At 71.5% G+C, this 26,575-nt stretch carries 26 protein-coding genes; 13 read left to right on the top strand and 13 right to left on the bottom strand.

Going from position 1 to position 26,575, the window contains the following annotated elements; genetic code table 11:
* The 4 genes from HN013_RS21935 to HN013_RS21920 all read right to left on the bottom strand — a co-directional run.
* On the bottom strand, positions 1-302 hold a 302-nt coding region (locus tag HN013_RS21935; protein ID WP_171168807.1), incomplete at its 3' end, for a 2-oxoglutarate dehydrogenase E1 subunit family protein.
* 271 nt (positions 303-573) lie between these two features.
* On the bottom strand, positions 574-1,659 hold the full coding sequence (locus HN013_RS21930) for a cell wall metabolism sensor histidine kinase WalK (protein WP_171168805.1): 1,086 nt from the start codon (positions 1,657-1,659) through the stop codon (positions 574-576).
* A 25-nt stretch (positions 1,660-1,684) separates the two neighbouring features.
* Complete coding sequence (locus HN013_RS21925) at positions 1,685-2,422, bottom strand: response regulator transcription factor (protein WP_171168803.1); 738 nt, start codon at positions 2,420-2,422, stop codon at positions 1,685-1,687.
* A gap of 90 nt (positions 2,423-2,512) precedes the next feature.
* Positions 2,513-3,262, bottom strand: coding sequence for a spermidine synthase (locus HN013_RS21920; protein ID WP_171168802.1), 750 nt, complete (start codon positions 3,260-3,262; stop codon positions 2,513-2,515).
* A 192-nt stretch (positions 3,263-3,454) separates the two neighbouring features.
* On the opposite strand from HN013_RS21920, the gene HN013_RS34200 reads away from it, so the two are divergent.
* The gene (locus HN013_RS34200) at positions 3,455-4,618 is read left to right on the top strand and encodes a rhomboid-like protein (RefSeq protein WP_398980471.1); all 1,164 of its coding nucleotides are present in this window, start codon (positions 3,455-3,457) and stop codon (positions 4,616-4,618) included.
* 245 nt (positions 4,619-4,863) lie between these two features.
* Here the strand turns inward: HN013_RS34200 and HN013_RS21905 are convergent, their stop codons facing one another.
* Entirely contained in the window at positions 4,864-5,757 is an 894-nt protein-coding gene (locus tag HN013_RS21905) for an NAD(P)-dependent oxidoreductase (protein ID WP_171168798.1), read from the bottom strand.
* Between the two features lie 164 nt (positions 5,758-5,921).
* On the opposite strand from HN013_RS21905, the gene HN013_RS21900 reads away from it, so the two are divergent.
* From HN013_RS21900 to HN013_RS21890, 3 genes are all read left to right on the top strand, one after another.
* Positions 5,922-6,974 (top strand): helix-turn-helix domain-containing protein, encoded by a 1,053-nt coding sequence (locus HN013_RS21900; protein ID WP_249375213.1) that lies wholly within the window; start codon positions 5,922-5,924, stop codon positions 6,972-6,974.
* 199 nt (positions 6,975-7,173) lie between these two features.
* Positions 7,174-9,624, top strand: coding sequence for an endopeptidase La (gene lon / locus HN013_RS21895; protein WP_171168796.1), 2,451 nt, complete (start codon positions 7,174-7,176; stop codon positions 9,622-9,624).
* Positions 9,625-9,682: 58 nt separating this feature from the next.
* Positions 9,683-10,546: an MBL fold metallo-hydrolase gene (locus HN013_RS21890; RefSeq protein WP_171168794.1), complete on the top strand. Its 864-nt coding sequence runs from the start codon at positions 9,683-9,685 to the stop codon at positions 10,544-10,546.
* Between the two features lie 47 nt (positions 10,547-10,593).
* Here HN013_RS21890 and HN013_RS21885 read toward each other — a convergent pair whose 3' ends face one another.
* Positions 10,594-10,977, bottom strand: coding sequence for a hypothetical protein (locus HN013_RS21885; protein WP_171168792.1), 384 nt, complete (start codon positions 10,975-10,977; stop codon positions 10,594-10,596).
* Positions 10,978-10,997: 20 nt separating this feature from the next.
* Between HN013_RS21885 and HN013_RS21880 the strand changes: the two genes are divergently transcribed.
* Complete coding sequence (locus tag HN013_RS21880) at positions 10,998-11,378, top strand: Uma2 family endonuclease (protein WP_398980468.1); 381 nt, start codon at positions 10,998-11,000, stop codon at positions 11,376-11,378.
* A gap of 28 nt (positions 11,379-11,406) precedes the next feature.
* On the opposite strand, the gene HN013_RS21875 is transcribed toward HN013_RS21880, so the two are convergent.
* Positions 11,407-12,246: a trans-aconitate 2-methyltransferase gene (locus HN013_RS21875; RefSeq protein ID WP_171168788.1), complete on the bottom strand. Its 840-nt coding sequence runs from the start codon at positions 12,244-12,246 to the stop codon at positions 11,407-11,409.
* Positions 12,247-12,375: 129 nt separating this feature from the next.
* Here HN013_RS21875 and HN013_RS21870 point away from each other — a divergent pair, with 129 nt between their 5' ends.
* Positions 12,376-13,380, top strand: coding sequence for an aldo/keto reductase (locus tag HN013_RS21870; RefSeq protein ID WP_171168786.1), 1,005 nt, complete (start codon positions 12,376-12,378; stop codon positions 13,378-13,380).
* A 369-nt stretch (positions 13,381-13,749) separates the two neighbouring features.
* Here the strand turns inward: HN013_RS21870 and HN013_RS21865 are convergent, their stop codons facing one another.
* The 3 genes from HN013_RS21865 to HN013_RS21855 form a co-directional block, all read right to left on the bottom strand.
* Complete coding sequence (locus tag HN013_RS21865) at positions 13,750-15,420, bottom strand: AAA family ATPase (protein WP_171168784.1); 1,671 nt, start codon at positions 15,418-15,420, stop codon at positions 13,750-13,752.
* A 660-nt stretch (positions 15,421-16,080) separates the two neighbouring features.
* Entirely contained in the window at positions 16,081-16,656 is a 576-nt protein-coding gene (locus tag HN013_RS21860) for an HD family hydrolase (RefSeq protein WP_171168782.1), read from the bottom strand.
* 19 nt (positions 16,657-16,675) lie between these two features.
* Entirely contained in the window at positions 16,676-17,629 is a 954-nt protein-coding gene (locus HN013_RS21855; protein ID WP_171168780.1) for an XRE family transcriptional regulator, read from the bottom strand.
* A gap of 380 nt (positions 17,630-18,009) precedes the next feature.
* Between HN013_RS21855 and HN013_RS21850 the strand changes: the two genes are divergently transcribed.
* From HN013_RS21850 to HN013_RS21845, 3 genes are all read left to right on the top strand, one after another.
* Positions 18,010-18,324: a hypothetical protein gene (locus HN013_RS21850; protein ID WP_212764659.1), complete on the top strand. Its 315-nt coding sequence runs from the start codon at positions 18,010-18,012 to the stop codon at positions 18,322-18,324.
* An 88-nt stretch (positions 18,325-18,412) separates the two neighbouring features.
* Positions 18,413-18,658 carry a DUF6255 family natural product biosynthesis protein gene (locus tag HN013_RS34195; RefSeq protein WP_398980465.1) on the top strand — a complete coding sequence of 82 codons (246 nt, stop codon included), beginning with the start codon at positions 18,413-18,415 and terminating at the stop codon, positions 18,656-18,658.
* 60 nt (positions 18,659-18,718) lie between these two features.
* Complete coding sequence (locus HN013_RS21845; protein WP_171168778.1) at positions 18,719-19,507, top strand: radical SAM protein; 789 nt, start codon at positions 18,719-18,721, stop codon at positions 19,505-19,507.
* 182 nt (positions 19,508-19,689) lie between these two features.
* Here the strand turns inward: HN013_RS21845 and HN013_RS21840 are convergent, their stop codons facing one another.
* Entirely contained in the window at positions 19,690-19,923 is a 234-nt protein-coding gene (locus HN013_RS21840; RefSeq protein WP_171168776.1) for a hypothetical protein, read from the bottom strand.
* Between the two features lie 482 nt (positions 19,924-20,405).
* On the opposite strand from HN013_RS21840, the gene HN013_RS21835 reads away from it, so the two are divergent.
* A complete protein-coding gene (locus HN013_RS21835; protein ID WP_171168774.1) occupies positions 20,406-20,666 on the top strand; it encodes a winged helix-turn-helix domain-containing protein in 261 nt (86 codons plus the stop codon).
* A gap of 198 nt (positions 20,667-20,864) precedes the next feature.
* Complete coding sequence (locus HN013_RS21830; protein WP_171168772.1) at positions 20,865-21,317, top strand: lamin tail domain-containing protein; 453 nt, start codon at positions 20,865-20,867, stop codon at positions 21,315-21,317.
* An 88-nt stretch (positions 21,318-21,405) separates the two neighbouring features.
* On the opposite strand, the gene HN013_RS21825 is transcribed toward HN013_RS21830, so the two are convergent.
* Positions 21,406-22,032, bottom strand: coding sequence for a LysE family translocator (locus HN013_RS21825; protein ID WP_171168770.1), 627 nt, complete (start codon positions 22,030-22,032; stop codon positions 21,406-21,408).
* Positions 21,990-22,475, bottom strand: a complete 486-nt coding sequence (locus HN013_RS21820; RefSeq protein ID WP_171168767.1) for a MerR family transcriptional regulator — start codon at positions 22,473-22,475, stop codon at positions 21,990-21,992. The genes HN013_RS21825 and HN013_RS21820 overlap by 43 nt, the downstream gene beginning before the upstream one ends.
* A gap of 61 nt (positions 22,476-22,536) precedes the next feature.
* Between HN013_RS21820 and HN013_RS21815 the strand changes: the two genes are divergently transcribed.
* Entirely contained in the window at positions 22,537-23,442 is a 906-nt protein-coding gene (locus tag HN013_RS21815) for an NAD(P)-dependent oxidoreductase (protein ID WP_171168765.1), read from the top strand.
* Positions 23,443-23,714: 272 nt separating this feature from the next.
* On the top strand, positions 23,715-26,519 hold the full coding sequence (locus HN013_RS21810) for a M4 family metallopeptidase (RefSeq protein ID WP_171168763.1): 2,805 nt from the start codon (positions 23,715-23,717) through the stop codon (positions 26,517-26,519).
* The last annotated feature ends 56 nt before the right edge of the window (positions 26,520-26,575 follow it).

Below are 26,575 nucleotides of genomic sequence, written 5' to 3'. Positions count from 1 at the left end.
GCCACCGGCGCCGGCGGGGCCGCGGCGGGAGCCGCGGGCGGCTGGGGCGCGGCGGCCGGGGCGGCGGGTGCCGTGCCCCCGGTCACGCCCCGCTCCGCGGCGGCAGAGCTCGCATCCTTGCCGGGCTTGTAGTCGGCGAAGAAGTCCCACCAGGCTCGGTCGACCGAGTTCGGGTCCTGGAGGTACTGCTGGTAGATCTCGTCGACGAGCCACTCATTGGGACCGAACACATCAGCAGGGCTCTTGCCCTGCCCGTCTTGGTCGGTCGAAGTGCTCGAGGTGTTCGGGGACTGTGGCGACACGGCGGCAACCGCCCTCTTCCGCTTCCTAAGGTGGTGGACAGCGGAAATAAAGGCTACGCCTGTCCGCCGCCCTGATGCAGGCCACCGAGGCCAGTCGTCGCGCAAGTCACACTTGCTCCTGTGTTTCAGGGCATGACTTGGCGGGAAACACCCGGGGTTTTGCCCCCGGCGGCGTCTCCTCCGCGTCTTCGGCCCCTCCATGGGTACGCGGAATCGTGCCCCACATCCGGATGAACGTGTGCTTCCGTCATCGACCCTACGTCAACTCCGATCAAGGGGCTCGTCCTGGAAGAGTGACCCGGATCCGGCAGCCCCGGGACGATTCGGCCACGCCGATGCTGCCGCCGTGCAGGTCGACCGCCCAGCGGGCGATGGCGAGCCCCAGCCCCGTACCACCGTCGCTGCCCGGCCCGTGCTGCCCCGAGCCGCCCCGGTTGAACCGCTCGAAGACCCGGTGGCGCTCCGCCGGGGGGATGCCGGGGCCCTCGTCCAGGACCTCCAGGGCCAGCGACTGCGGGCCCTCGCCGCGCCGCGCCCGGACGGTCACCCGGCCGTGCGGGGGGCTGTGCCGGACGGCGTTCTCCACCAGGTTGGCCACCACCTGGTGCAGCCGCTCGGCGTCCGCGTGGGCCGTCAGCTCGGGCGGCGAGACGTCGAGGTGCAGGTGCACGTCCTTGCGGGACCGGGGGGACGAGCCGGTGCCGCAGGCGATGCTCGTCTCCTTGAGCACCTGGGCCAGGTACGGCCACACCTCGAAGCCGCGCGCGTGCAGCGGCACCACCCCGTTGTCCAGCCGGGACAGGTCGAGTAACTGCTCCACCAGCCGCCCCAGCCGTTCCGTCTGCTGGAGCGCGGCCCGCATGGTCTCCGGATCGGCGGCCGAGACGCCGTCCACCACGTTCTCCAGCACCGCCCGCAGCCCCGCGATGGGGGTCCGCAGCTCGTGGGAGACATTGGCGACCAGCTCCTTGCGGTGGGTGTCCACCGCCTCCAGGTCGGCCGCCATCCTGTTGAAGGCATGGGCCAGGTCGCCGAACTCGTCCCGCCGCCCGTCCCGCACCCGCCGGGTGTAGTCACCGTGCGCCATCGCCCGGGTGACCTCGGTCATCTCGTCCAGCGGCGCCGTCAGCCCGTGCGCCACGAACTGGGTGATCAGCAGAGAGGCGATGATCGAGAAGACGGTGATCACCCGCAGCCCGGTCGCCGACTGGAACGCGACGAAGACCAGGAACGTCGTGATCACCACCGAACCGACCACCAGCCACCCCAGGGCGGCCTTGACCGAACGGTACGGATCCAGCGGACGCAGCGCCGCCCAGACCCGGCTCAGCAGACCCGGCGGTGGACAGCCGGTCATCTCGCGTCCGCGCCTCTCGTGCGGCTCATGCGGCCGGCGTCTCCAGCGCGTACCCCACACCGTGCACCGTCCGGATCCGCTCCGCCCCGATCTTGCGGCGCAGGGCCTTGATGTGACTGTCGACGGTCCGGGTGCCGGAGGCGTCCGCCCAGTCCCAGACCTCGGCCAGCAGCTGCTCCCGGGAGAGCACGGCGCGCGGCGTGTTCGCCAGACAGACCAGCAGGTCGAACTCGGTCGGCGTCAGGTGCACGTCCGCGCCGCGCACCCGCACCCGGCGCTGCGCGTGGTCGATCTCCAGCTCGCCCAGGCGCAGGATCCCGCTGCGCGGGGTGTGCGCGGCCAGCGTCGCCCGCTCCACCCGTCTCAGCAGGACGTGCACCCGGGCCGCCAGCTCCCGCATGGAGAACGGCTTGGTCATGTAGTCGTCCGCGCCGACGCCCAGCCCGACCAGCATGTCGGTCTCGTCGTCGCGCGCGGTGAGCATCAGCACCGGCACCGGACGGCGGGCCTGTACCCGCCGGCACACCTCCAGGCCGTCGTAGCCCGGCAGCATCACGTCCAGCACCAGCAGGTCCGGTTGCCACGCCTCGGTGGTGTCCACGGCCGCGGGCCCGTCGCCCGCCGTCCGCACCTGAAAACCCTCGGCCCGCAGCCGTGCCGCGATGGCGTCGGCGATGGTCCGGTCGTCCTCGACGATCAGTACCCGCCGCTGCGCCCCGGCGGAGGCTGCGGCGCCGCTCGGGCCCGTGTGTGTCTGCTCCATACGCCCCGCCCCTAGCCGTCGTCCCCAGCGTCTTCCCGTGCCGGTCCTCCCACTGTGGCAAGCAGGGTACGGGCAGGTGGCGGGGGACGGCTACGCGGCGAGGACGGCGAGGTGGACCACGTCGGGGACGCCTCGGGCAACGGTGATCTCTTCGGTGGTTACCCCGGCGAACCCGGCATTCCGGAGGGCGTCCTCGAACCGCTCGGACGGTTGTGCGGACCACACGGCGAGCACTCCGCCGGGCCGCAGCCGCGCCCGGCAGGAGGCGAGGCCGGCGGGGGAGTAGAGGCCCTTGTTGTCCTCCGTGACGGTCCAGTCGGGGCCGTTGTCGATGTCGAGGCAGATCGCGTCGTAGTGCGGGGGTGGGGTGAAGTGGTCGGGGGCCGGACCGAAGGACTCGTCGGACCCGTCGGACCCGGTCCGCAGGAACGCGAGGAGATCCGCCTCGGCGATCCGGACGCGGGGGTCGGCCAGCGCCGCCGCGGAGACGGCGGACAGCGGTCCCGTCCGGTGCCAGTCGACGACCGCGGGCTCCCGCTCCACCACGGTGATCCGCCCCCAGCGCGGCTCGGCCGCCGCGTGCGCCAGGGAGAAGCCCACGCCCAGCCCGCCGATGAGCACCGAGGGCTCCGGCCGCCCGGCGGGCAGCGCCGCGAGCGCCGCCTCCACCAGCAGCCGCTCGGAACGGCCGTCCGAGGTGTCCATCAGGAAGCAGCCGTTGGCGATGATCTCGTAGACCGGCGGGGCGTCGCCGCGCCGCCGCAGCACCACCTCCCCGTACGGGCCGTCGCGGCGGTCGAGCGTGATCGCGGGATCGTTCGGGACATACGGGACGGACACAGGGGACCTCCGGAGACCGATGATGTTCGACGGACGCATCCGAAGGTTATGAGGTTGACGGGCGTGGTCTTGTTCACGGCCCGAGGACGCTTCCCCGGCCGGTGCAGGCCCGTACTGTTCGTACTGCGCGGTCCGCCCCGGGGCGGGCCGTCCGGAGAACCCGAGGACGTCCAGGGAGAGGGGCCCGGCCGAGTGACCGCTGCTGACCCCGCCGACGCGAGCACGACCGCGCCGGCCGACAGCACCGCCGAGGAGCCCCGGCCGGCCCGTCCCCGGAGACCGCGGCTCGGCGCGCTGAGACAGCTCGTCCCGACGCCCCGGGCCACCCCCTTCACCCTCTGCTACGGCCTCGTCCTGCTCGCCACCGCCGTCTACGCCGAGTTCGGCGACGAGGCCACCGTCAACCAGCTGCTCCGCGACTCCAGCACCGACGCCGCGCACCTGGCCGACCGGCCGCTGGTCGTCCTGTTCGCCAGCGCCCTCTGGGTCGCGGGCGGGCTCTGGTCGTTCTTCGGGTGGGCGTTCGCCCCGGTGCTCGGCGCCCTGGAGCGGCGGGTTGGCGGGCTGCGCACGGCCGGTGTCTTCCTGCTCGGCCATGTGCTGGCCACCCTGGCGACGGAGTTGCCGGTGGCCGGGGCCGTCGCCGCGGGACGGCTGCCGGCCGGCTCGCTGCACCGGCTCGACTACGGCATCAGCTTCGGTTTGATGGCCTGCCTCGGGGCGCTGGCGAGTCTTCAGAGCCCGCCCTGGAAGTGGGGGCTGCTCGGTGCCGCCTCCCTGATGTGCGCCCAGGACCTGATCGAGCTCGCCGACCCACTGGCCAGCTGGGGCCATCCGATCGCGCTGCTGGCCGGGGTCGCCTGCCGGGTCCTGCTGCGGGGGGACGTCCGGGGCGGGGCGCGGGCGGACGTGCCTGTGCCGGTTGTGGCTCCGGATGCTTCCGGCTCGGTCGTGACCCCGGGTGCCTCCGGCTCAGTCGTGGCCCCGGACGCCCCCGGCCCGGCGGACGGTGCCGTCCCACTGCCAGCCGGTGCGGTGGCCCTCCCCGGGCCGCGCGATCCGTCCGGTGCTCAGCAGCAGGGTCCGGCCGGGCGCGGAGGCGGCGTCCCCGGGCGGGACGTCGGGGAACAGCCGGTCGAGGGCGGGGCCGGCGAGCCCGTCCGGCGGGGTCCAGCCGAGTCCGAGCCCGGTGGCGATGTCATGGGTGTGGACGACGGTCTCCACCACGCCCATGGCCGCGAACCCGGGCCCGTCGGAGTGGCCCCACGGATGCCAGGCCCGGTCGTCCGGAGCGGCGGAGCGGACGGTGGCGGCGAGGAGCGACGCCGCGATGCGGACGCCCTCCAGCCGCGCTGAGACCGGAGCGTGCGGGTCGAGCGAGGCGAACAGGGTGATGTAACGGTCCTGCGGCTTGGCGGTGAGCAGTCCGGCGTAGCCGACGAGCCCGAGGGCCAGGTGGTCCAGCGTCCCGTGGCAGGACCACTCCAGCCGTCCGGCGGGCCGGGACCAGTCCGCGTCGGCCGCGTGCTCCGCGAGGAACGCGGTGGACCGCTCCGCGGCCTCGGTGACCAGGGAGGCCCAGTCCAGGGCGACGGCGGTGCTCATGCCCGGCCGCCCTCGCCGCCCTCGCCGCCCTCGCGGACGAGCTCCACCAGCCGGCCCCAGCTGTCGCCGCCGTGACCTGCGTCGACCGCCCGCCGGGCCAGGCCCTTGAAGATCTCCGGCAGTCCGGAGGCCACGCCGCGCGCCTCGCTCGCGTGCACGAGGTGGTCGATCGCCGCCAGGTGGACGTCCAGGGTGGCGTCGTCGCCCGGGTAGCGGCCGGTGTCGGCCTGCGGGGCGTAGGTGTTCATGAAGAAGCCGATGGCCCCCAGCCACCGGTTGGCGACCTCGGTGAACGCCGCCGCCCGGCCCTCGCCCCCGGTCCCGATGAGCGCGACACCGTGCGCCCAGCCGGTGAGGGCGGACCACATCAGGCCGAGCAGCGCGGTGTCGTACAGCGAGGCCAGGGTGGCGTCGGCGCCCAGGTCCACCGGGTCGCCGAGGGCGGCGAGCGTCGCGCGGTGGTCGGCGAAGGCGTCCGGGGAACCGCTGTAGAGCAGCATGCGGTCCGGGTCGCCGACGCCGGGCGGGGTCGTCATGATCGCGCCGTCGAGGTACCGGAAGCCGTGCTTCTCCGCCCGGGCCGCCGCCTCGCCGGCCTGCTCCGGCGAGCCGGAGGTGAGGTTGACGACCGTCCGTCCCGCCAGATCGTCGGCCAGCGGGTCCAGGACCTCGTGGACGCTGTCGTAGGTGGCCAGGCAGACGACCACCAGCGGGCTCGCGGTCACGGCCCCGGCGGCCGTGGGGGCCTCGGCGGCGCCCTTCCCGACCAGTGCGTCGGCCTTGCCCGCCGTGCGGTTCCAGACGGTCGTGCGGTGGCTGGCCGCCAGGAACGCGCCGGCCAGCGCGGCGCCCATCGAGCCCAGGCCGAGGACGGTCACCTTCGTGCTCATGAGAATGTCACCAGTTTCATGGGGAGTTCAGGGAGATTTGTAGAGATTTGTGCGGAACTGCTCCCGCGTGATCCCTACGTTTTCACCGCCCGGACGGCCCCGACAGTGGCAGGAGTGACTGCCTTCGCATAATTCCTGCCACCGGGCTCACTAGGCTGCGGGGCATGAGCGCTGGTTCGGTGGCCGTGGCAGTGATCGACGACGACGTCCCCTACTGGGACCTCTATGAACTGGGAGTGGTCTGCACCGTCTTCGGCATCCCGCATCCCGACCTCGCCGACCCCTGGTACGACCTGCGGCTCTGCGCCGCCGAACCGTCGCCGGACCGGCCGCCGTCCGGTCCGCTCGGCTTCACCCTCCGCACCCCCTACGGGCTGGACGGGCTGGACGGCGCGGACACCGTGATCATCCCGTCCGTCCCGGAGGCATGCGTCGACGGCGAGCGCGAACTGCCCGACGAGCTCCTGCACGCGCTCCGACGCGCCGCCGACCGGGGCGCGCGCATGGTCTCCCTGTGCGCCGGAGCCTTCGCCCTGGCCGCCGCCGGGATCCTCGACGGCCGCCGGGCGACCGCCCATTGGATGCACACCGAGGCCCTGGCGCGCCGTCACCCCGAGGTCGAGGTGGACGACTCCGTGCTCTACGTGGACGACGGTGACGTCCTCACCAGCGCCGGCGTCACGGCCGGTCTCGACCTCTGCCTCCACCTCGTCCGGCAGGACCTGGGCGCCCACGTCGCCAACCAGCTCGCCCGCCGGCTGGTCGTCCCGGCGCACCGGCCCGGCGGGCAGGCGCAGTTCGTCGAGGTCTCCGTCCCCGACGCCGGTGACGACGGCCTGGCTCCCGTCCTCCAGTGGGCCACCGAGCGTCTGGACCAGCCCCTCATCGTCGACGACCTGGCCGCCCGGGCGGGGATGAGCCCGCGTACCTTCTTCCGCCGCCTCCAGGCCGCCACCGGGACCACGCCTCTTCAGTGGCTGCTCTCCCAGCGCCTGGCCCGTGCTCAGTCGCTCCTGGAGGCGACGGCTCTTCCTGTGGAGCGTGTCGGGCAGTTGAGCGGGCTGGGCACGGCCGCGAATCTGCGCCGTCACTTCACGCTGCACTTCGGTGTCACTCCGACGGATTACCGTCGGGCGTTTCCGGGGCGCGGGGGTGGGGGGTTGCCCCGGCCCCGCCCTTTCTCCGTTTCTGCGGGGTGCGCCCCGCGCCCCCGGTGAGCGCGCCTGCGGCGCGCGTCCTCAAGCGCCGGACGGGCTGAAATGCCCGCGGCTTCGCCGCTTGTCCTCAAACGCCGGACGGGCTGATTCAGCCCGTCCGGCGCTACTGATCGCTCACAGCGAACAGGCCCCCGGGAACAACTCCCCCCTCCCGCGCATTGAGCCCACATAGCTCAACTTGCCTGCCGAAGGGGAGATCATGGCTACTGAGTCCACGGCGTTCACGTCGCTCACCCTGCCCGTGCTGCCGCTCGACGACGAGGTGGTCCTGCCGGGAATGGTCGTCCCGCTGGACCTCACCGACGCCGAGGTGCGCGCGGCCGTCGAGGCGGCGCAGGCCGCGGCGCGGGGCGGGGACAAGCCGCGCGTGCTGCTCGTGCCGCGCGTCGACGGCACGTACGCCGGAGTCGGCGCCCTGGGCACGGTGGAACAGGTCGGCCGGCTGTCCGACGGGGACCCGGGCGCGCTCATCAGGGGTGTCCGCCGGGTGCGGATCGGGGCCGGGACGACGGGTCCCGGTGCGGCCCTCTGGGTGGAGGGCACGGCTGTCGAGGAGATCACGCCCGACCCGCTGCCGGGCGCGGTGACCGAGCTGATGAAGGAGTACAAGGCCCTCGCCACCAGCTGGCTGCGCAAGCGCGGCGCGTGGCAGGTCGTGGACCGTGTCCAGCAGATCGACGACGTCTCGCAGCTCGCCGACAACTCCGGCTACTCGCCCTTCCTCACGGTCGCGCAGCGCGTCGAGCTCCTGGAGACCGGCGACCCCGTCGCGCGGCTCAGGCTCGCGGTGAAGTGGCTGGGCGAGCACCTCGCCGAGCAGGACGTCGCCGAGTCGATCGCGAAGGACGTCCAGGAGGGCGTCGACAAGCAGCAGCGCGAGTTCCTGCTCCGCCGTCAGCTGGAGGCCGTCCGCAAGGAGCTGGCCGAGCTCAACGGCGACCCGGACAGCGAGTCCGACGACTACCGCGCCCGGGTCGAGGCCGCGGACCTGCCGGAGAAGGTCCGGGAGGCCGCGCTGAAGGAGGTCGACAAGCTGGAGCGGGCCTCCGACCAGAGCCCCGAGGGCGGCTGGATCCGTACCTGGCTCGACACGGTCCTGGAGATGCCCTGGACCCGGCGGACCGAGGACGCGTACGACATCCCGGGCGCCCGCGCCGTGCTCGACGCGGACCACGCGGGCCTGGACGACGTCAAGGAACGGATCACCGAGTACCTGGCGGTGCGCAAGCGGCGCGCCGACCGGGGGCTGGGCGTGGAATGGGGGTCCCCCCTGCTCGAGCGAAGCCGAGAGCTTGGGGGAGGGCGGCGCGGGGACGGCGCGGTGCTCGCGCTCGTCGGCCCGCCCGGGGTCGGCAAGACCTCGCTCGGCGAGAGCGTCGCCAAGGCCATGGGACGGGAGTTCGTCCGGGTGGCGCTCGGCGGCGTCCGCGACGAGGCGGAGATCCGCGGCCACCGGCGCACCTACGTCGGCGCGCTGCCCGGCCGCGTCGTCCGCGCGATCAAGGAGGCCGGTTCGATGAACCCGGTCGTCCTCCTCGACGAGATCGACAAGGTCGGCTCCGACTACCGCGGCGACCCCGCGGCCGCCCTGCTGGAGGTCCTGGACCCGGCCCAGAACCACACCTTCCGGGACCACTACCTGGAGGTCGAACTCGACCTCTCCGACGTGGTCTTCCTCGCCACCGCCAATGTCCTGGAGGCCATCCCGCAGCCCCTGCTCGACCGCATGGAGCTCGTCCGCCTCGACGGTTACACCGAGGACGAGAAGGTCGTCATCGCCCGCGACCACCTGCTGCCCCGGCAGCTGGAGCGAGCGGGCCTGGAGCCCGGCGAGGTCACCGTCGACGACGCCGCACTGCGCCGTCTCGCCGGCGAGTACACCCGCGAGGCGGGCGTCCGATCCCTGGAGCGCTCCCTCGCCCGGCTGCTCCGCAAGGTCGCGGCCCGGCACGAACTCGGTGAGCAGGAGCTGCCGTTCACCATCGGCGTGGACGAGCTGCGGCCGCTGATCGGCCGTCCGTACCACACCCCCGAGTCCGCCCAGGACCCGGCCGAGCGGCGCACCTCCGTCCCGGGCGTCGCCACTGGCCTGGCCGTCACCGGCGCGGGCGGCGACGTCCTCTTCGTCGAGGCGTCCCTCGCCGACCCCGAGACCGGGGGCGCGGGACTGACCCTCACCGGCCAGCTCGGCGACGTCATGAAGGAGTCCGCGCGGATCGCCCTCTCCTTCCTCCGCTCCCGCGGCGCCGAACTGGAGCTCCCCGTCGGCGACTTCAAGGAGCGCGGCATCCACCTCCACGTCCCGGCGGGCGCCGTCCCCAAGGACGGTCCCAGCGCGGGCATCACCATGACCACGGCGCTGGCCTCCCTCCTCTCGGGCCGCCAGGTGCGCCCGGACGTGGCCATGACCGGCGAGGTCTCCCTGACCGGGCGCGTCCTGCCCATCGGCGGCGTGAAGCAGAAGCTGCTCGCCGCGCACCGGGCGGGCATCACCACGGTGATCATCCCCAAGCGCAACGAGCCCGACCTGGACGACGTCCCGGCCGAGGTCCTGGAGAAGCTGGACGTCCACCCGGTCTCGGACGTCCGCCAGGTGCTGGAGCTGGCCCTGACGCCGGCGGCGACGGCGGCGGTGCCGGTGGCGGCCTGATGTGTTGGGGTCGTCAGGGTGAGGGAATGCCTCGCCCTGACGGCCTGTTGTGCGCGATATGACGAGCTATGACGACGCACGACTCCGCCGTCCCACCGGTGTCCGCTCCCTCCTCCTGGGTGGGACGAAGGTGACGTACGTGCCGGACGGGCAGGCGCAGTTGTCGCCCCGCGGCTCGCTGCCGGCCAGCACGGACGAGCAGTGGGCCGCCTACCCCGAGTACCTCGACGACGACGGCTACCTCGTGGCGTCCGTGGGCGGCCTTCTGGTGGAGCACGGTGGCCGCGCCCTGCTGATCGACGCCGGCTTCGGCCCCGAGTCGCTCCCCGCGAAGCCCGGCAGCCCCGTCGGCCGGATCGCCGGCGGCCGGCTCCTGGAGCAGCTCACCGCGCTGGGGCAGCCGCCCGCCGGCCTGGAGGCGGTGGCGATCACGCACCTCCACCCCGACCACGTCGGATGGTCGGCGCACCTCGCCCAGGCCGGTGTGACCCATCTGATGGCGGAGCCCGAGTGGACCGAACGCCACCTCGCCGTGGAGCACGGCGTGGCCAAGGAGACGATCGACGCCCTGGAGGGGCACGTCCGCACGTTCGCCGACGGCGAGGAGATATTCCCGGGCGTCCACGCCCACTTCAGCCCCGGCCACACCGTCGGACACGCCTCCTACGTCATCTCCGGCGGAGGCCGCCGCCTGATCGCCTTCGGCGACGCCATGCACACCCCGCTGCAGATCACCCACCCCGAATGGGCCGCCGTCGTCGACCACGACCCCCGGCGCTCCACCGCCTCCCGCCGCCACCTGATCGAACAGCTCACCGAGCCCGGCACCCTCGGCCTCGGCATCCACTTCGCCGACGTGCCCTTCGGGCGCGCACGCCGCACGGGGAACGGCGGGCCCGTGTGGGAGCCGGTGGACGAGTGAGGTAGCGCGGCCGGGCCCTCGGCGCCGGGGGACGACCCGCGTGTCACTCACCGGTCACGGCGGACCGGGCCTCCTCCACCGGTCACGGCGGCCCGGGCCTCCTCGCGGAGTGCCAGGCAGGTGTCCATGGCGGCACGCCACCGCGGGTCGTCGCGATCCAGCGCGTTGGCCGCCTCCAGCGCTGCCCGGTAGCGGGCAGCGAGGGGCGGCCGGCGCTCGATCTCGATCTCGGTGGCCCACGTGACCTGGAAGAAGCGGACCGGGCGGAACGAGCCGTGTCGGGTGGCGGCGGTGAAGGCCATGTCGCGGTCGGCCAGGAACTCGGGCAGGCGGGATGGAGCGACTCGGGCGAGGGCCGCTCTCAGCGCGGGGAAGGTCATGTCCGGTCGCGGGATGAGCTCGGCCGGTTGTCCGTCGTGCCGTGCGGTCATGGGTTCTCCGTCTGTCCGGCGTGGTGCGAGCGGTGGCGCCGGGGCTGGGCGTGCCGGGGCGCCGTGCGTGTCGTTGTACCGCGTGGGCGCCGCTGTGCGGCACCGGGGAGGAAGCGCCCGCCAAGGGCCGCTGGGAGCACCAGGACGTCGATTTCGTCGCCGAGGTGATCTCCCAAGGCACCGCGCGGAACGACTACGGACCCAAGAAGGACGCCTACGCGGCGGCGGGAGTGCCCGTGCTGCTCATCGTGGACCCGTACACGGGACTCTGCCACGTCCACACGGACCCGCAGGACGGGGCGTACCGCCTGGAGCCGGGCGTGAAGTTCGGCGACCCGGTCGACCTCACGGACACGGTCGTCGGCCTCGCCCTGGACACGGCGGAGTTCGGCCGCGAGTGAGCGGGCGGGCTTCCGCGGCCCCGGTCTCTCAGCCCCTGACCCGCGCCAGGAACAACCCCGTCTTCGTCGTCAGCCCCACCCGCCCGCCGTACGCCTCCACCGTCCGCGCCACCTCGGCGAGCAGCCGGCGGCGGGTGCCCTCCGGCAGGACGCGGTAGAAGGACAGCGACGTCAGCAGGCCGGTGATGCCGGTGGCGGAGCGCTCGTGCGCGGTGGAGTAGACGCGGTGGTCGAGGTCGGTGAAGCCGGGGTCCGCGCGGAGTTCGGCGGTCACCCAGGAGCCGTCGCCCCTGACGGACTCGGGTGGCAGCTCGTCGAGGATCGAGTGCGGGGGCCGTTCGGGGAGCAGCCGGTCGTGGAGGGCGGCGAGTTCGTGGCGCAGGGCCTCGTCGGTGACGTACCAGTCGTTCCAGAACAGCGCGAGGGCGCCGCCGGGGGCCAGCACGGACCGGGCGCGGGACCACCGGACCTCCGGGTCGACCCAGTGCCACGCCTGGGCGGAGAAGAGCAGCCCGTAGCGGCGGTCGCCGAGATCGCAGGTCTCGAAGTCCCCCTCCACCACGGTGACGTCCGGCCGGCCGGCGCAGTGCCGGGCGAGGACGGCGGCCATACGGGGGTCGGGCTCCACCGCCGTCACCGGCACCCCGTGGGCGGCGACCGCCAGGGTCGCCTTCCCGGTGCCCGCGCCGACCTCCAGCGCCTCGAACGCACCCGCCGCGACGCCCTGCCGCGCGAACTCCATGACGTCCGCGAACAGTTGTGCGGGGTAGCCGGGCCGGGCGGCGTCGTACTCCTCGGCGGCCTCGCCGAAGACGGCCCGCCGTTCGCGGTCCGGTCCGGCGGGGCGGCCCTCCTCGCTGTATGTCATGGGGGCACCCTACGAAGCCGGCGCTAAGGGCCGTGTCAGTGACGCCGGTTGCCTCCTGAGTACCGTGGTACCTCAGCGCGCGGTGCGCCCCCGGTGGACCGCGCCGGACGGCGTGAGGAGTGCGTGCCCGTGCAGTACCGCAGACTGGGGAACGACGGTCCGGAGGTCTCGTCCGTGGGCCTCGGCTGCATGGGCATGTCGGTCGCCTACGGGACACCTGACGACGCCGAGTCGCTCCGCACCCTCGACCACGCCCTCGACCTGGGCGTCACCCTGCTCGACACGGCGGACGCGTACGGACGCGGCGCCAACGAGGAACTGCTCGGCCGCTGGCTGCGGCGGCGCGGCGCGGCCGACCGTGAACGCCTCGTCCTCGCCACGAAGTTCGGACTCCGCCACGACCCGGTGACCGGCCGCGTCGACGCGGTCGACACCTCCGCCGCGTACGTCCCCGCCGCCTGCGACGCGTCGCTGCGCCGCCTGGGCACCGACCGCATCGACCTCTACTACGCCCACCGCAGGGACCCCGCGACCCCGGTCGAGGAGACCGTCGGAGCCCTCGCCGGGCTGGTGGCGGCGGGCAAGGTCCGCGCGATCGGCCTCAGCGAGGTCAGCCCGGAAACGCTCCGCCGCGCCCACGCCGTCCACCCCGTCAGCGCGGTGCAGGTGGAGTACTCACTCTTCACCCGGGACGTCGTCGAGGGCGAACTCCTCTCCGTCTGCCGCGAGCTCGGCATCGCCGTGGTCGCCTACTCGCCCCTCGGCCGCGGCATGCTCACGGGCACCCTCGCGTCCCGCGACGACCTGGCCGACCACGACAACCGCAGACGCTGGCCCCGCTTCTCGGAGGAGAACTTCGCGTCCAACCTCGCCCTCGTCCGCGCCCTGCGCCACGTCTCCGACGAGCTCGGCTGCACCCCGGGCCAGGCGGCCCTCGCCTGGCTGCTCGCCCGGGGCGACGACGTCGTGCCCATCCCCGGCACGAAGAAGCGGTGCTACCTGGCGGAGAACGCCGCGGCCTCCGATATCGCCCTCGACGCGGACCAACTGGCCCGGCTGGACCGGGCGGTACCGTCTGACGCGGTCGCCGGCGGACGGTACCCGGAGCAGGCGATGCGGCGGCTGGGGCACTGACGGGCGCGTCGGGGTCAGGGGCGACGTGAAGGGGGAGAGAACAGAGAGATTGTGCGTCCGGCACTGGGCGGTGCCCGGTGCGCGGGGAGGTGGGAGCAGGAGAGAGCCTGCCCCTGACTCGGGAAAGCCAGTGGGAGATAGCGTTGAAGGCGTCGCCCTCGCGACCCTGATTGTGGCGATCCGCCATTCCGGCCCCTTCGCCGAGCTGCCGGATTTCGTGGCCGGTCCTCTCCATCTGCTTCCCAACGGGGCTTCATTCTCCCCAGCCGGGAGTGCGGCTCGGGTGATGGGCCTTGGCGGACGGAGAGGCTGTGCGGTGCATGATCTGCGGCATAGCCGAGGTGCACCTGAGTCGGCCAAGACGCGGCCTCACCCTGGCACGGCGACAACCATGAGCTTGCCGTCCCCGAGATGCAGCCACCCCCGCCCGGGGGTGATGGGGCGACCGATGGCGGAGTCGCCGATTCTGACGCCGATCACATTGCCCGTGCTCCGCTCCTGTGGGGACAGCAGAAGGCCACGGTGGGCCTTCTCCGTCTCGCTGAGCCAGCCGAGGCAGAGCGGGAGCTTGTCTTCGCGGAGGGCCACGACCAGGGCCGTACCTTTCTGAAAGCCGTGCTGCACCAGGCTCTTCAGCAGGTGCCCCGCTTCGCACTTGGCGAGGACGTCTGCGTCGTCGATCACCACGATGACCGGTTCTTCGGGGGACGCCGACAATACGGCATCCTCAAGTTCATCGGTCCGGAGGTCATGGCGTACGAAGCAGGCCACCACGCCGCTTCGGTCAGCCAGTTCTCGCAGAGGGGATGCTTCGGGTGCAGCCAGCGCGACACGGATGCCGGCGGCGAGCAGCGAGAGCGCGATGTTCACCAGCGCTGTCGACCGCCCAGACTCTGGCGGTCCTGTCACGACGAATGCTGGCGCAGTTCCGGTCGCCAGGTCAGGGCCGTAGACGCGTTGCTCTTCCCCTGCGACGCCCGCGAGTGCCCATGTCCTCGGTGTCGCTGACTCTCGCATCGACCACGCCTCGTCGAAGCCGATGCGTGTTGGCAGAGCTTCGAAGCGGCGCTGTGTTTCCAGCACTTCGTGGGCTGCATCCCAAAGTCCGAGCAGGAGGACGCGATCCTCCAGCGTCAGACGCGTCACGTGTGAGAAGGCGACGATCGCGTCACGACGAGGTAGCTCATCGTGGGTGTACCAACGGATCCAGTCGTCAGACGAGACGCCAGTTCGTTTTCCCAGGTCGGTGAAGGACAAACTGCTTTTGATCCTGCGCTCGTTGAGGAGACGACGCAGCGTGATCAGTTCGTGTCGTGCCGGAGAGGCGTCCACCTCGAACTCCCTGCTCCTGACCCCGTAGAACGTTGCGTTCGCAGGCCTGCGCTCGGTCGCTGCGTCAGCCAGCCTGACGAACCCCTCACTGCGACGCACGACACCGAGGAAGACTCTCAGAGCGTCCTTGTCGTCCCACAGGGCCTGCGCCGCGTTGATGATCAGCCCCTTCAGGGACTCCTCGGCGTAGTTGACGTGTGGAGCCGCTTGATCTGGGTCGGGAGGTGTCTTTGCGCGGGTCGATGTGCCTGGCGCACTTTGCTGACGTGTTCCTTCGGCGTCCTGGTTGTGTTGTCCATCCGCAGGCTCGGTGGGGACTTTTGCCTCTTCGTTGGCGTTGGACGCAGTGGGTTCGGTTGGTGGTTGTACAGATGCCTGTGTGACCGTCTCGTCGTAAGCCTGCTTCCACAGGCTCTTGAACCGCTTGACTTCGCCTCTGGTGTTGTCGCGACTCGCGTCCTCGGACAAGACAGCGACGATGAGCTCCAGGCGGCCCAGTTTGGGGAGGTCCGGCCTCTGGAAGGTGTCCAGAACTGCCTGGTGGTTCACGATCCAGTAGTCCTTCGCGTCCTTCCCGATCCGGTCGCGAATGGCTCGTGCAGACGGAAGCCCAGCGTCCAGTCGTAGGTCGTGCAGGCCATCGTTGAGCTTCTTGAGGACGGGGCGTTCGTGCAAGTCGGGCTTCCTCCAGGACTGGATCCCCGCCATGTGATCCCCTCTCGTCGGCCTGTGTCAGATCCTGTCAATCAGATGGGCGGACAGGTATGCACGAGATCCCCGGTTCTCGGCCGAGATCGTGTCGGGCGACGGGTAATTTTGGCCGAAGTTGTCAGCGGGTGTCCCGGGTCGTGAAGGCCCTCCATGAGGGGCACACGCTGGATGCACATCCGGTTCTCTCCCGCACGGAAGGCGAATGTTCATGGAGCCCGCGAGTGTGCGCATTGGTGTCCTCCTTCTGGTCGGTGTCCTCGTCACAGTCCTGACTTTGTATGCACCAGAAGCTGGTGCCGCTGTCGTGGGATCCGCCACGGTTGTGACCCTCCTCGCCGAGCTCACACGCAAGGGAAACGGGCCCACTTGATGGTCCAGGCTTGATCCCAGCGGACACTTGGATGCTGGAGTTGCCGTCTGCGAGCCCTTGGCCACTCGTTCCGTCACTCGTGACCGAGCGCTGACAGTGATTTGTGTGGGGGCGACCTCGGTCGGTGAGCGCCGTCGTCATCCTGGATGGCGCCGTCGACGGTTTCGTGTCCCCAGATGCGCAGCGGCGGGCCGAGGCAGAGTGATTCCTTCGTCGGGCCAGGCCGCTGGGCACGCTAATGAGTGCCGCGCGGGCGACGGCGCGTGCGCAGAACGTCGGCGAGTCCGTCAGGGGAGGTAGGTGCGCTGCCATTCGAGAGAGGACATGGTCTGCGCCGCCTCGGCCAGCGCGAGGGCCGAAGGGGTCTTGAGCTTGGCGCGGGTGCTGTCGACCCATTCTTGGGCGTTGCGGTAGCCCTGCTCCAGGTACTCCAGGCCCTGGATCATGCACTCGAGCTTGTCGGCGTCGCGTGCGACTCGCACTTCGAGCGTGTCGCCGTTCTCGTACTCCTGGACGATGGCCTGGATGCCCGCGGCGACGGCCGGGTGGGCCTTCGAGACCTGGTCGGCCGTGACCCGTTCGTTCCCGGCCGCGGTGACGTACCTGCGGCCGATCCACGGGATGTCGCCGACGCGTGTCTCCTGTGTGTCGTGGAAGGTGCACAGCAGGGCGACCTTCGCGGGGTCGGCGCCTTCCATCATGGCGAGGACGGACCCGATGACGGCGGTGCGGAAGCTGTGTTCGGCGATCGTCTCGGGATCCTTGACGCCGGCGATCCACCACCCCGAGCGCTTCATCCGCTTGAGGGCGCCCACTTCCATCATGTAGCCGACAGTCCCCTTGTCATGCTCTTCGTCAGACATACGACCTGCCTCCCGTGGATCATGGACTGCTCAGCTTCAGACCGTAGTGCACGGCCTCGAGTTCGCGCCGGGCCTGCGGTGAGATCTGGCTGCCGTCCAGGAGGATGGTCACTCGTCGTCGGAGCTCCGACGCGAGCTGCGGGTCGGCCGACAGCAGCCCAGGCCGCGAGGCGATGAGCGCCCACACGGAGTGCACGTTCAGGTCGACGCAGCCCAGCGCCGGGTCGAGGCGGTCCGCGAAGCCGCGCAGCAGAGGCCCGGCTTCCCAGCGGTGCGGCGAGCGCTGAGCCATGAACGAGTCGTCGGGATAGGGGGAGCGGTCGAGGCCGAGCCAGTGCGCCCAGTAGTTGAGGTTGGCGGTCTCGCCCGCATCGTCCCCCATGGCGCGTTCGATGAAGCTGTGCAGAACGTCCAGTTCTCCGTACCGGGTCAGGGACGTGGCCACGGACCGCGCGTCGGCCCACTGCGGTGACCAAGCGGCGTGGGAGAGGTGGAGCGGGCGGCGGGAACGCAGGTCTGCCAGCCACGTGTGCGTGTCCGGGGCGGGGTCATAGCTGCACAGGTACAGGGCCTGGCGGCGGAGCAGCGCGCCGGGCTCTCCCGCGTGGTCGGCGAGCTCGGCGCACCGGCGCATGTGGGTGTGGAACCGCTCCAGCAGTGCCGGCGGAAGAAGGGGGCTGTCGCGGGAAGGGCCCCGACGGCGCGGGGGCTCGACCGTGGCCGGCGGTACGGCGGCCGGGGCCGCCCCGGTAAGCGCCCAGGCGATCATGTGGGTCGAGGCCCGGGTGAACACCCAACTCGCCAGAGGGTGCGTTGCGAGATCACTGCGGCAGTCGACGTCGTTCAACGCATGGGCGATGACCGCGTCGGCCTCCATCGCGGAATCGAAGAGGGTGAGCAAGTCCCGTTCGGCCCCATGGGTGAGAAGACTGCGGCGTAGGGCCAGGAACTGCCCGGCGGCCATGGCGGTCAAGGGCCGCCGTCCACTTTCCCAGCCCTGCACGGTGGTTGTGTTCACGCCGAGCAGCTCTGCGAGCCGCTGCTGGGTGCGGGGCAATCGCTCTCGGACGACCTTGAAAAGGTGCCCTGCTACCAGCCCTTCGAGGGCTCGCTCACGGGAACGCCGACCCGTGGTCGGTGTTCCCGTGGCCGGACGGTGGCGCGGTGGGGTCATCGCCTGTTCTCCGCTGGCGCGACTGGAGTGGAACTCGTACAGAGGGTCAGTTTCCGGAATCGGTGGCCGACCGTAGGTTCAACGCATGAGGCGCGCAGCACGCACAGTCGAAGCATAACCGCGCACAGTAGCGGTTGTGTACGCCTGGCCCCGGACAGCGGACAGGAGGAGGAGCGCCCGTGCGCGACGAAACGGAGGCGTCGGGGAGGGATCCCCGGGGATCGGATCAGGCGGGTGGGAAAGAGGTGCCCCGGGGTCCTCGGGCGGGTCGGGAATTCGAGAAGGGCGATGTCGTCCGCGACACGCGCAACGGCCGCATCGGTGTGGTCATGGACAAGGTCGGCCCGCGCTATCAGCTCCGGGCGCCCGCCGGTGGACGGGAGTGGGAGGCAGGCCCGGCCGACATGGAGCGTGCTCAGGCCCCGGACAGGATGAAGGCGAAGGTGGCCGAGGCGAACGCGGCCAGCCGCCGGCGAGGCGGGGTAACCCTGTGAGCCTCAAAGCGCCTTTGTTCCACGGTCGGTGTGTCCTCACCTCGGAAACGGAGCAGGATGCCCGGCCCTTGGCCCGGGCGGCCTGATCATGACCGCCAGGCCCCAACAGGGCGGCCCCGGACCCGCGCGCTGCCTTCACCCGCCCGAGTCGCGCACTACCGAGGACGGGGTGGCCACCTGTCGGTGCGGTGTCCGGATTTTCACGGACTACCAGGCGCTCGGTGGCGCGGCGCTGGACGTCGGAGAGCGCCCGCTCGACCTGCCCGCCGGGCGCACGGACAGTGGCACTGGAATCGGCACGCTCACGTTCGGCAGCGCGACACAGGGTCCCTGATCGCAGGCGGCGGCCAGTGTCCGCGTCAACTGCGGTGGCCGCGAAGAGGAGGAGGCTCACATGGCACAACGCTCCGGTGGCGGGTTGCACCACCGGTACGACCAGTGGTTCGCATCGAGGCCGCAGACAGTCGTGCTCCAGCCGACGAGTTTCTGCAACATGGACTGTTCCTACTGCTACCTGCGGGACCGGGGTCTGAAGAACGACATGCTGCCCGAAACTGCCGACGCCGTGGCGAGGTCGGTGGAGGGCCTCGTCGGCAGCGGTCGGCCGCTGGGTCTTGTCTGGCACGGTGGGGAGCCCTTGACCCTGGGGGCGGAGAGGTTCTCCGCTCTGCTCGCTCCCTTTGAGACCTTGCGTCTGGAGGGCCTGGTCCATCACTACGTCCAGACCAACGCCACCCTCGTCACCGATGCCTGGTGCGATCTGCTGGAGGAGTTCGAGTTCCGCGTGGGCGTGAGCATCGACGGCCCGGCGGTCTTGAACACCCAGCGCGTGGACCGCCGGGGGCGGCCTGCCTTCGAGCGGATCATCCGTGGGATCGCCCGCCTGCGCGAGCGCGGTATCCCCTTCTCGGCTGTCACGGTCGTGGGGAGGGAAGGCATCGGGCACCCGGAAGAACTGCTGGACTTCCTCTCGACCCTCGGCTGCCACTCGGTGGGCTTCAACCTGGAAGAGACCGAGGGCGTCAACACCGAGCGCCACCCGCCCACCCCCGCGCAGGCCGAGGAATTCTGGCGACGGGTCCTGTCGTGGTCACGCGAGCATGGAGGCCTGGCGGTCCGCGAAGCTGGAGCGCGTGGTATCACACACCGGGTACCTCGCCGAGGGCCCCACCGGAGGCATTGATTCTCGTCGATGCCTTCACACTGACGCCCGGACAGGTCAGTGCGCTCAGCTTCGAAGAAACCACCTCCTGCACACTGCTCGAATCACGGGTGGCGGTGACCCTCTGAACACGGCAGGCGGCCCGCCGCCCCGCAGGGAATGCCGGCGGCGGGCCTCTGCACGGCCTCGGGGCCTGCGTGGTGTCAGGGGGCCGCTTCGGCTCGCCAGGTTCGGTGAATGACCTCCCGGAAGCGCAAGTGGCCGGGGTGCAGGGTCACATGGCGGAGCGACCAGCCGTGCGGAATGGTGAAGTCCTCCTCGCGGTCGGAGGCCGCCCCGCACGTGGCGCAACGCATGGAGAACGTCACCGCCGCTTCGGCCTCGTACTCGGGCCGGATCGTCGGGCCGCGGGGAGCCGCACCGGCATGGACGTTCACTCCCCGCACCTTTCGGCCGCGTGCACGCGAGCCGTTGGGCCGCCGGGCCTTTCAGCGTCGGAGGCGAACGCGCCGAGGCCTTGAGGGGGAATCGTGTTGCTATCGCGGCAGATGCACCGTGCTGTGGCGCGGGGGCCGATGTCGATTCCGTGCGCGGTCACCCGGAGGAAGGGTCTGGATGGGTTGTGCGGCGGGATGTCATGCCATACCGCACACGGTGATCGTGTGTCCGGCACCGAGCAGTGCCCGGTGCGCGTGGAGTCGAGAGCGGAAGAGAGCTTTTCCCTCATTCGGGAAAGCCAGTGGGAGATAGCGTGGAACACGTCGACGCTCCTTCGCAGCGTGGACCGTGCCCCGGGGCGCTTGCCGGCGCCGCCGGGGTGTCATGTGGCCCGACGCTATACCGAGATGTGGAGCGGTATGGAGCAGACTGACGCTCTCCACTCGTCCGTGTAGCAGCCCATTGCTCTATGTTGACTGCTATGGCAGGTGACCAGGGTGCTGCGTCCATCGATCCGACCAAGGCGATCTACGTCTACATGCAGGTCGCGGACCACATCGCTGCCCGCATCGTCGCGGGTGAGCTCAGGCCGGGTGCCAGGCTCGCCGGTGAGCGGGATCTGGCGGAGGAGTACGGCGTGGCCATCGGTACGGTCCGGCGGGCGGTTCAGGAGTTGCGGGAGCGGGGGCTGTTGGTGACGCTGCCGGCCAAGGGGACGTTTGTGACCGAGCCGGGGGAGTGAGCCGGCTCTGTGGCGCCGGGGCCGCCCGGTGTTCGCGTGGCGTACCGGTCTCGTGAGAGCTGTGTCACAAGCGACCGGATCTCTTTCCCGGAACGACCTCTTCCGCGCGAAAGTGGGCGAGCCCGGCATGCGGCCGGGCCGTACGTCCTGTGGCGCGGTGTCCGTAACGGCCTGCCGCGCCGGAAAGCAGAGGTCTCCTTGTCCCGAGCCATGGCCCGTCTGGTCACCGCCGCCGCGTGCGGTATCGCGATCGCGTCCGCCGCCGTACCGGCGGCGGTGGCGGAGGGGAAGAGCCAGGCCGCGCGCTCGGCCGTCGTTTTCGGAAAGATCCAGTACGACAGCCCGGGCCGTGACGACCGCTCCAACAGGAGCCTGAACGACGAGTGGGTGACGGTCACGAACACCGGCAAGAAGGCCGTGGACCTGAGCCGTTGGACCCTCGTCGACAACGAGCGCAATACGTACCGCTTCGGCAAGCTGCGGCTGGCGCCGCACGCCTCCGTGCGCGTGCACACCGGCGCCGGGCGCGACACCGCCAAGGACGTTTTCCAGAACCGGCGCGCCTACGTGTGGAACAACGACCGCGACAAGGCGACCCTGCGGGACGCGAGCGGGCGCACCGTCGCCACCGCCGCCTGGGGACGCCGCTGACGCGCGTCCGACGGAGCGTTCCGCCGGCCCCGGGCGCCTGACGCCCGGGGCCGGCGGCGTCCCGGGCCGGTGGCGGCCGCCCGGGCGCTCAGCCCTCGACGGCCATGCGCACGCCCAGGGCCACCAGCACCCCGCCCGACACCTGTTCCAGCCGCTTCCGCACCTGCGCACGGGAGAACACCGCGCGCATCCGGCCCACGAACCACACGTACAGCCCGTAGTAGCCGACCTCGAACACCGCCCAGATCGCGGCCAGGGCCACCATCGCGGGCAGGTGCGGCACCCCATCGGGCACGAACTGCGGCAGGAACGACATCGCGAAGACGGCCGCCTTGGGGTTCGCGAGGTTCAGCAGCAGGCCGGTCCGGTAGGCGGCCCAGGAGGAGGAAGGTTCCTGCGCCGCCGCCACGGACTCCCCGAGGCCCCCGCCGCCCCGCCGCGCCTCCAGCAGCGTCCTGACGCCGAACGTCACCAGCACCACGGCGCCGACGATCCGCAGCAGGTCGTACGCCAGTTGGGAGGCGGCCAGCAGCGCGGTGAGGCCGAGGCCCGCGGACACGCCCCAGATGAATACCCCGGACTCGTTGCCGAGCACGGTCATGAAGCCCGCGCGACGGCTCTGCAGGGACTTGCGAATGATCAGCATGGTGCCCGGGCCGGGGGAGGCCGCGATCAGGGTGCAGGCGCCGAGGAAAGCGATGAGTGTGGTGAGCATGATTCATCGTGTGGGAGGGCCGGTGGCGGGGTCCACGGGATATCGACGGGACAGAATTCCCCGCCGTCCTCCGGGCCCGTACGGCCGTCCTCCAGGCCCGACCGGTCGATCATCTCCTGCAGCACCTCCAGCGCGGAGCCGAGCTGCGCCATCGTCTCCCTGATCCGGTCGCGCTCCTTGAGGACACCCCCGGCCAGCGGCGAGCAGGCGGGCAGCACGAGCGCGTCGTCGCCGACGGTGCAGGGCAGCACCTCGGCGATGGTGGCCGTGCCCAGGCCCGCGGCGAGCAGGGTGCGGACGTCGCGGACGGTCCGTACGTCGTCCTCGCTGTACTCGCGGTAGCCGCTCGGCCGCCGTTCCGGCCGGAGCAGTCCTTGCTCCTCGTAATAGCGCAGCGCCCGCGGGCTGATGCCCGAGCGGCGCGACAGTTCTCCGATACGCATGTGTGACTCCCGGCACCACGAGTTGACTCTCACGTCGACGTGAGGCTTTAGCTTCGCCGGCATGACGATTCATTCCCCGGACCACAGCAATGACCTTTCGCACCCCACCTCCGTCACCGTGCTCGGCATGGGCCCCATGGGACGGGCCCTCGCCGGCGCGCTGCTCGCCGCGGGGCACTCCGTGACCGTGTGGAACCGGACCCCCGGCAGGGCCGCGGAGGCGGTCGAGCGCGGCGCCGTCCTGGCGGAGACGGTGCAGGACGCCGTCGCGGCCTCGTCCCTGACGATCGTCTGCGTGATCGACTACGACGCGGTGGACGCCATCGTCCGCCCGGCGGCGGACGCGCTGCGCGGGCGGACGATGGTGAACCTCACCGCCGACTCGCCCGACCGGGCCCGGGCGACGGCCGCGTGGGCCGCCGAGCACGGCGTCGACTACCTCGACGGATCCATCCTGACCCCCACCGTCACGATCGGGACCGACGACGCCGTCGTCATCTACAGCGGGCCGGAAGAGGCGTTCGCGGCGCACCGGGCCACCCTGGCGGCGTTCGGCGGTGCGACCGACCACCTCGGCACCGACCCCGGCCGGGCCGCCGCCCACGACGTGGCGGTGCTGGACCTGTGCTGGACGGCCGTGAGCGGCTACCTGCACGCCCTGGCCCTGGCCCGGACCGAGGGCATCAAGGCCAAGGAGCTCCTGCCCTACGTCGAGGGCATCATCAAGCTGCTGAGCGTCATCGCACCCATCTTCGCCGAGCAGGTGGACGAGGACCGGCACCCGGGCGACCAGTCCGACATCGTCTCGGTGGCCGCCGGCATGGAGCACATCGTCCATGCCGCCGAGGCCCGCGGCCTCGACACGAGCGTGATCGGCTCGGCGCTCGCCGTCGCCCGGCGGGCCATCGACGCCGGGCTCGGCGGGGACGGCATCTCCCGTCTGGTCGACGTCCAGCTGAAGGTCTGACGGAGCCACCGCGTTCCGCGAGCCGCCGTCCGCATTCCCGATTCCCCTCCCGGAGCCGGGAATTCCGCGGCGGCCGAAAAGTGCCCGAGGAATACCCCTCCCCATTGTCCGGCCGCCCCGCTGCCGCTTGCATGGCCCTGCCCCGAGGGGGGCTCGACCATCAGGAACGTACGGAGGGGGAGACCTTGCGCGATTCCGGAGCACGTTCGGGCAGAGCGAGAAGATCGAAGGCATCCAGAGCACGGAGCGGTATACCGGGTGCGGCGGCGCTGATGGGCGTCGCCGCACTCGTCGTTTCGGCGGTTCCCGCGAACGCGGCCCCCGGGCCGTCCGCGGGCGGCCCCGGCGAGGTGATCCCGGCGCAGCGGACCGCGACCCCGGCCCTGGTGCAGGGCATCCGGGAGCCGGCCGCCGCGACCGGGAGCGCGGCCGACGCGGCGCGCGGCCACCTCGCGGCGAAGCAGAGCCGGTACCGCATCGCCGACCCCGGGCGTGACCTGCGGCCGGTACAGACGCTGAGCTCCGGTTCCAGCGAGACGGTGCGGCTCCAGCAGCGGCACCGGGGCGTGGAGGTCCTGGGCGGCCAGTACGTCGTGCGGATGGAGCACAAGAACGGCAAGCGCGTCGTCACCGGCACGTCCGGCAAGTACTTCACCGGGCTGAAGACCGGCACGGCGCCCGAGGTCGACGCGGAACTCGCGGTCGAGCGGGCGGTCGACGCGACCGCGGACCGGCTCGGCGGGAAGCGGCTCGCCGCGGACCGCGGGACGGACGAGCCCTCGCTCACCGGTACCGCGCGCGGGCTGGTCGTCCTGCCCAAGGGCGAGGGCGTCCTCACCCAGCACGTCACCGTGCGCGGCACCGACCCGGCCACCGGCCGCCCGGTGCTGGAAGAGGTGTACATCGACGCGCAAGCCGGTCACTCGGTCCTTCAGTACAGCGGGATCAAGACGTTCGGGGCGCAGCAGCAGCAGCCGGCCGGCACCGGTGCCGCTGCCCGGCAGAAGGCCCCGTCGCAGAAGGCCCGTTCCGCCGAGGGCACGGCGGGGAAGCGCGGAATCGCCGCCGACGAGCCCCAGGAGCCCGGTACCACCGGCACCGGCGTCCGGCTCGACGGGAAGACGGTCGACCTCCAGGTGGCCCAGGACGCGGACCGCAAGGAATACGTCCTGCGCGACCACTCCCGGATGCGCGACAGCACCAAGAACGTCCTCTCCACCTGGGACGCCCGCGGCAAGTACGTCGACGACGTCTCCGGCAAGTGGCCCGAGGGGATCAAGGAGTTCGGCTCCCCGACGGCGGCTTTCGGCACGGAGGCCACCGAGGCGGGCGCGGTCGACGCGCACTGGGCCGCGGGCAAGGTCTACGACTACTACCGGACGGTCCACGGCCGGAACAGCCTCAATGGCCGCGGCATGACCATCAACTCCCTGGTGGGCGTCAGCAACTACGGCTCGCCGTACGTCAACGCCTTCTGGGACGGCACCAAGATGGTGTACGGCAACGGCGACAACGAGTACCGGCCGCTCTCCGCCGGCCTGGACGTCGTCGGCCACGAGATGACCCACGGCGTCGTCGAGAACTCGGCGAACCTGGTCTACGCGGGCCAGTCCGGCGCCATGAACGAGGCGGTCGCCGACTACTTCGGCAACGCCATCAAGAACGACACCCACGGCATCGCCATGGACAGCCCCGACTCCGGTCTGCTGGGCGAGTCGCTGTGCCGGACCAAGTCCCCGCGCGAGTGCGCCTTCCGCGACCTCAACGACGGGAGGACGACCTCCAAGTCCTTCCTCGGCGTGGGCTTCGGCACCGACAACGGCGGTGTCCACCTCAACTCCACCATCTTCTCGGGCGCGCTCTGGGACATCCGCAAGGACCTGGACAAGACGCTCGCCGACAAGATCGTGTACAAGGCGCTCACCGAGTACATCACCCCGCTGGACGGCTTCACCGAGGGCCGCAACGCGGTCGTCGCCGCCGCGAAGGACCTCAAGGTCACGGACGCGCAGCTGCGGACCGTCGAGCGTTCCTTCAACGCCCACGGCATCGTCCCGGGCTGGGAACTCGCCATGGGCGTGGACTCGGACCAGCTTCTGAGCAGGGTCAACACCAGCGACTCGGGCGTCGGCGCGGGCGGCGGCTGGTGGGCCGCGTCCAAGTCCAACGACGACGGCACCGAGGCGTACTCCGTCTGGGCCGGGCGCACGGACGGCTCCGGCGCGCCCAAGCTGATCAGCCCCAACGACGGGCGCTACCACACCGACCCGGTCACCGACGGCAGGACGGTGGTCTGGCAGGCGTACAAGGGCAGGAACATCGAGGTCCTGGCGCGGCCGCTGGCCGGCGGGCCGATCAAGTCGCTCTACTCCAGCCGCTACCGCGTCTCCTCCCTCGCGGTCGACGGGAAGAACGTGGCGTTCGAGGTGCACAGCCGGCGCGGTTACTCCCGGGCGGCGTATGTGCGGATGGGCCAGGACACGGAGCCGGTCGTCGTCAACGCGGAACAGGGCGGGTCCCGCTTCGCCAGGACCGACCACCCCTCGCTGAAGAACGGCAAGCTGGCCTTCTCCACGTACCGTCGCGTCAACGGCGAGCCGCGGTACGACGTCGAGGTCCTGGACATCGCGACCGGTACGCGGACGATGGTGCAGCAGCCGGGCACATCGGTGGGCACCGGCCCGACCGCGGTCACCGGCAAGCACGTCTTCTGGCTGGCCACGGTGGACTACGGGACCGGGGCGACCGCGGTGCGCCGCGCCGACCTGGACGGGAGGAACACCGTCGAGATCAGCCCGGCCACGGGCAAGGACGCGCTCCTGGGCGTCCACCTCACGGCCTCCGACGACGCGGTGACCGTCCTCGCGCAGACGCCGGACCCGGAGTTCCACAACGAGACGCTGTCCAAGCTCTGGCAGTTCTCCCCGGACGGCGCCCGTAAGGGCCGGGTCTCCTGCAACCGCGGTGAGCAGCTGGGCGGCGCGGCCGACACCGGCACCCGCGTGGTGTGGACCGACGCCACCACCGGCTACACCGACCTGGTCACCCGGCACCGCCCGGCGGGCCGCTGCGGCTGACCAGCTGTCGAAAAGGAGGGACCGTGCCCCCGGCGCCGATGTGCCGGGGGCACGGC

It is taken from the genome of Streptomyces sp. I05A-00742, from assembly GCF_013055795.1.
Classification (GTDB): Bacteria; Actinomycetota; Actinomycetes; order Streptomycetales; family Streptomycetaceae; genus Streptomyces.
This window is presented reverse-complemented; position numbering and strand designations above follow the sequence as displayed.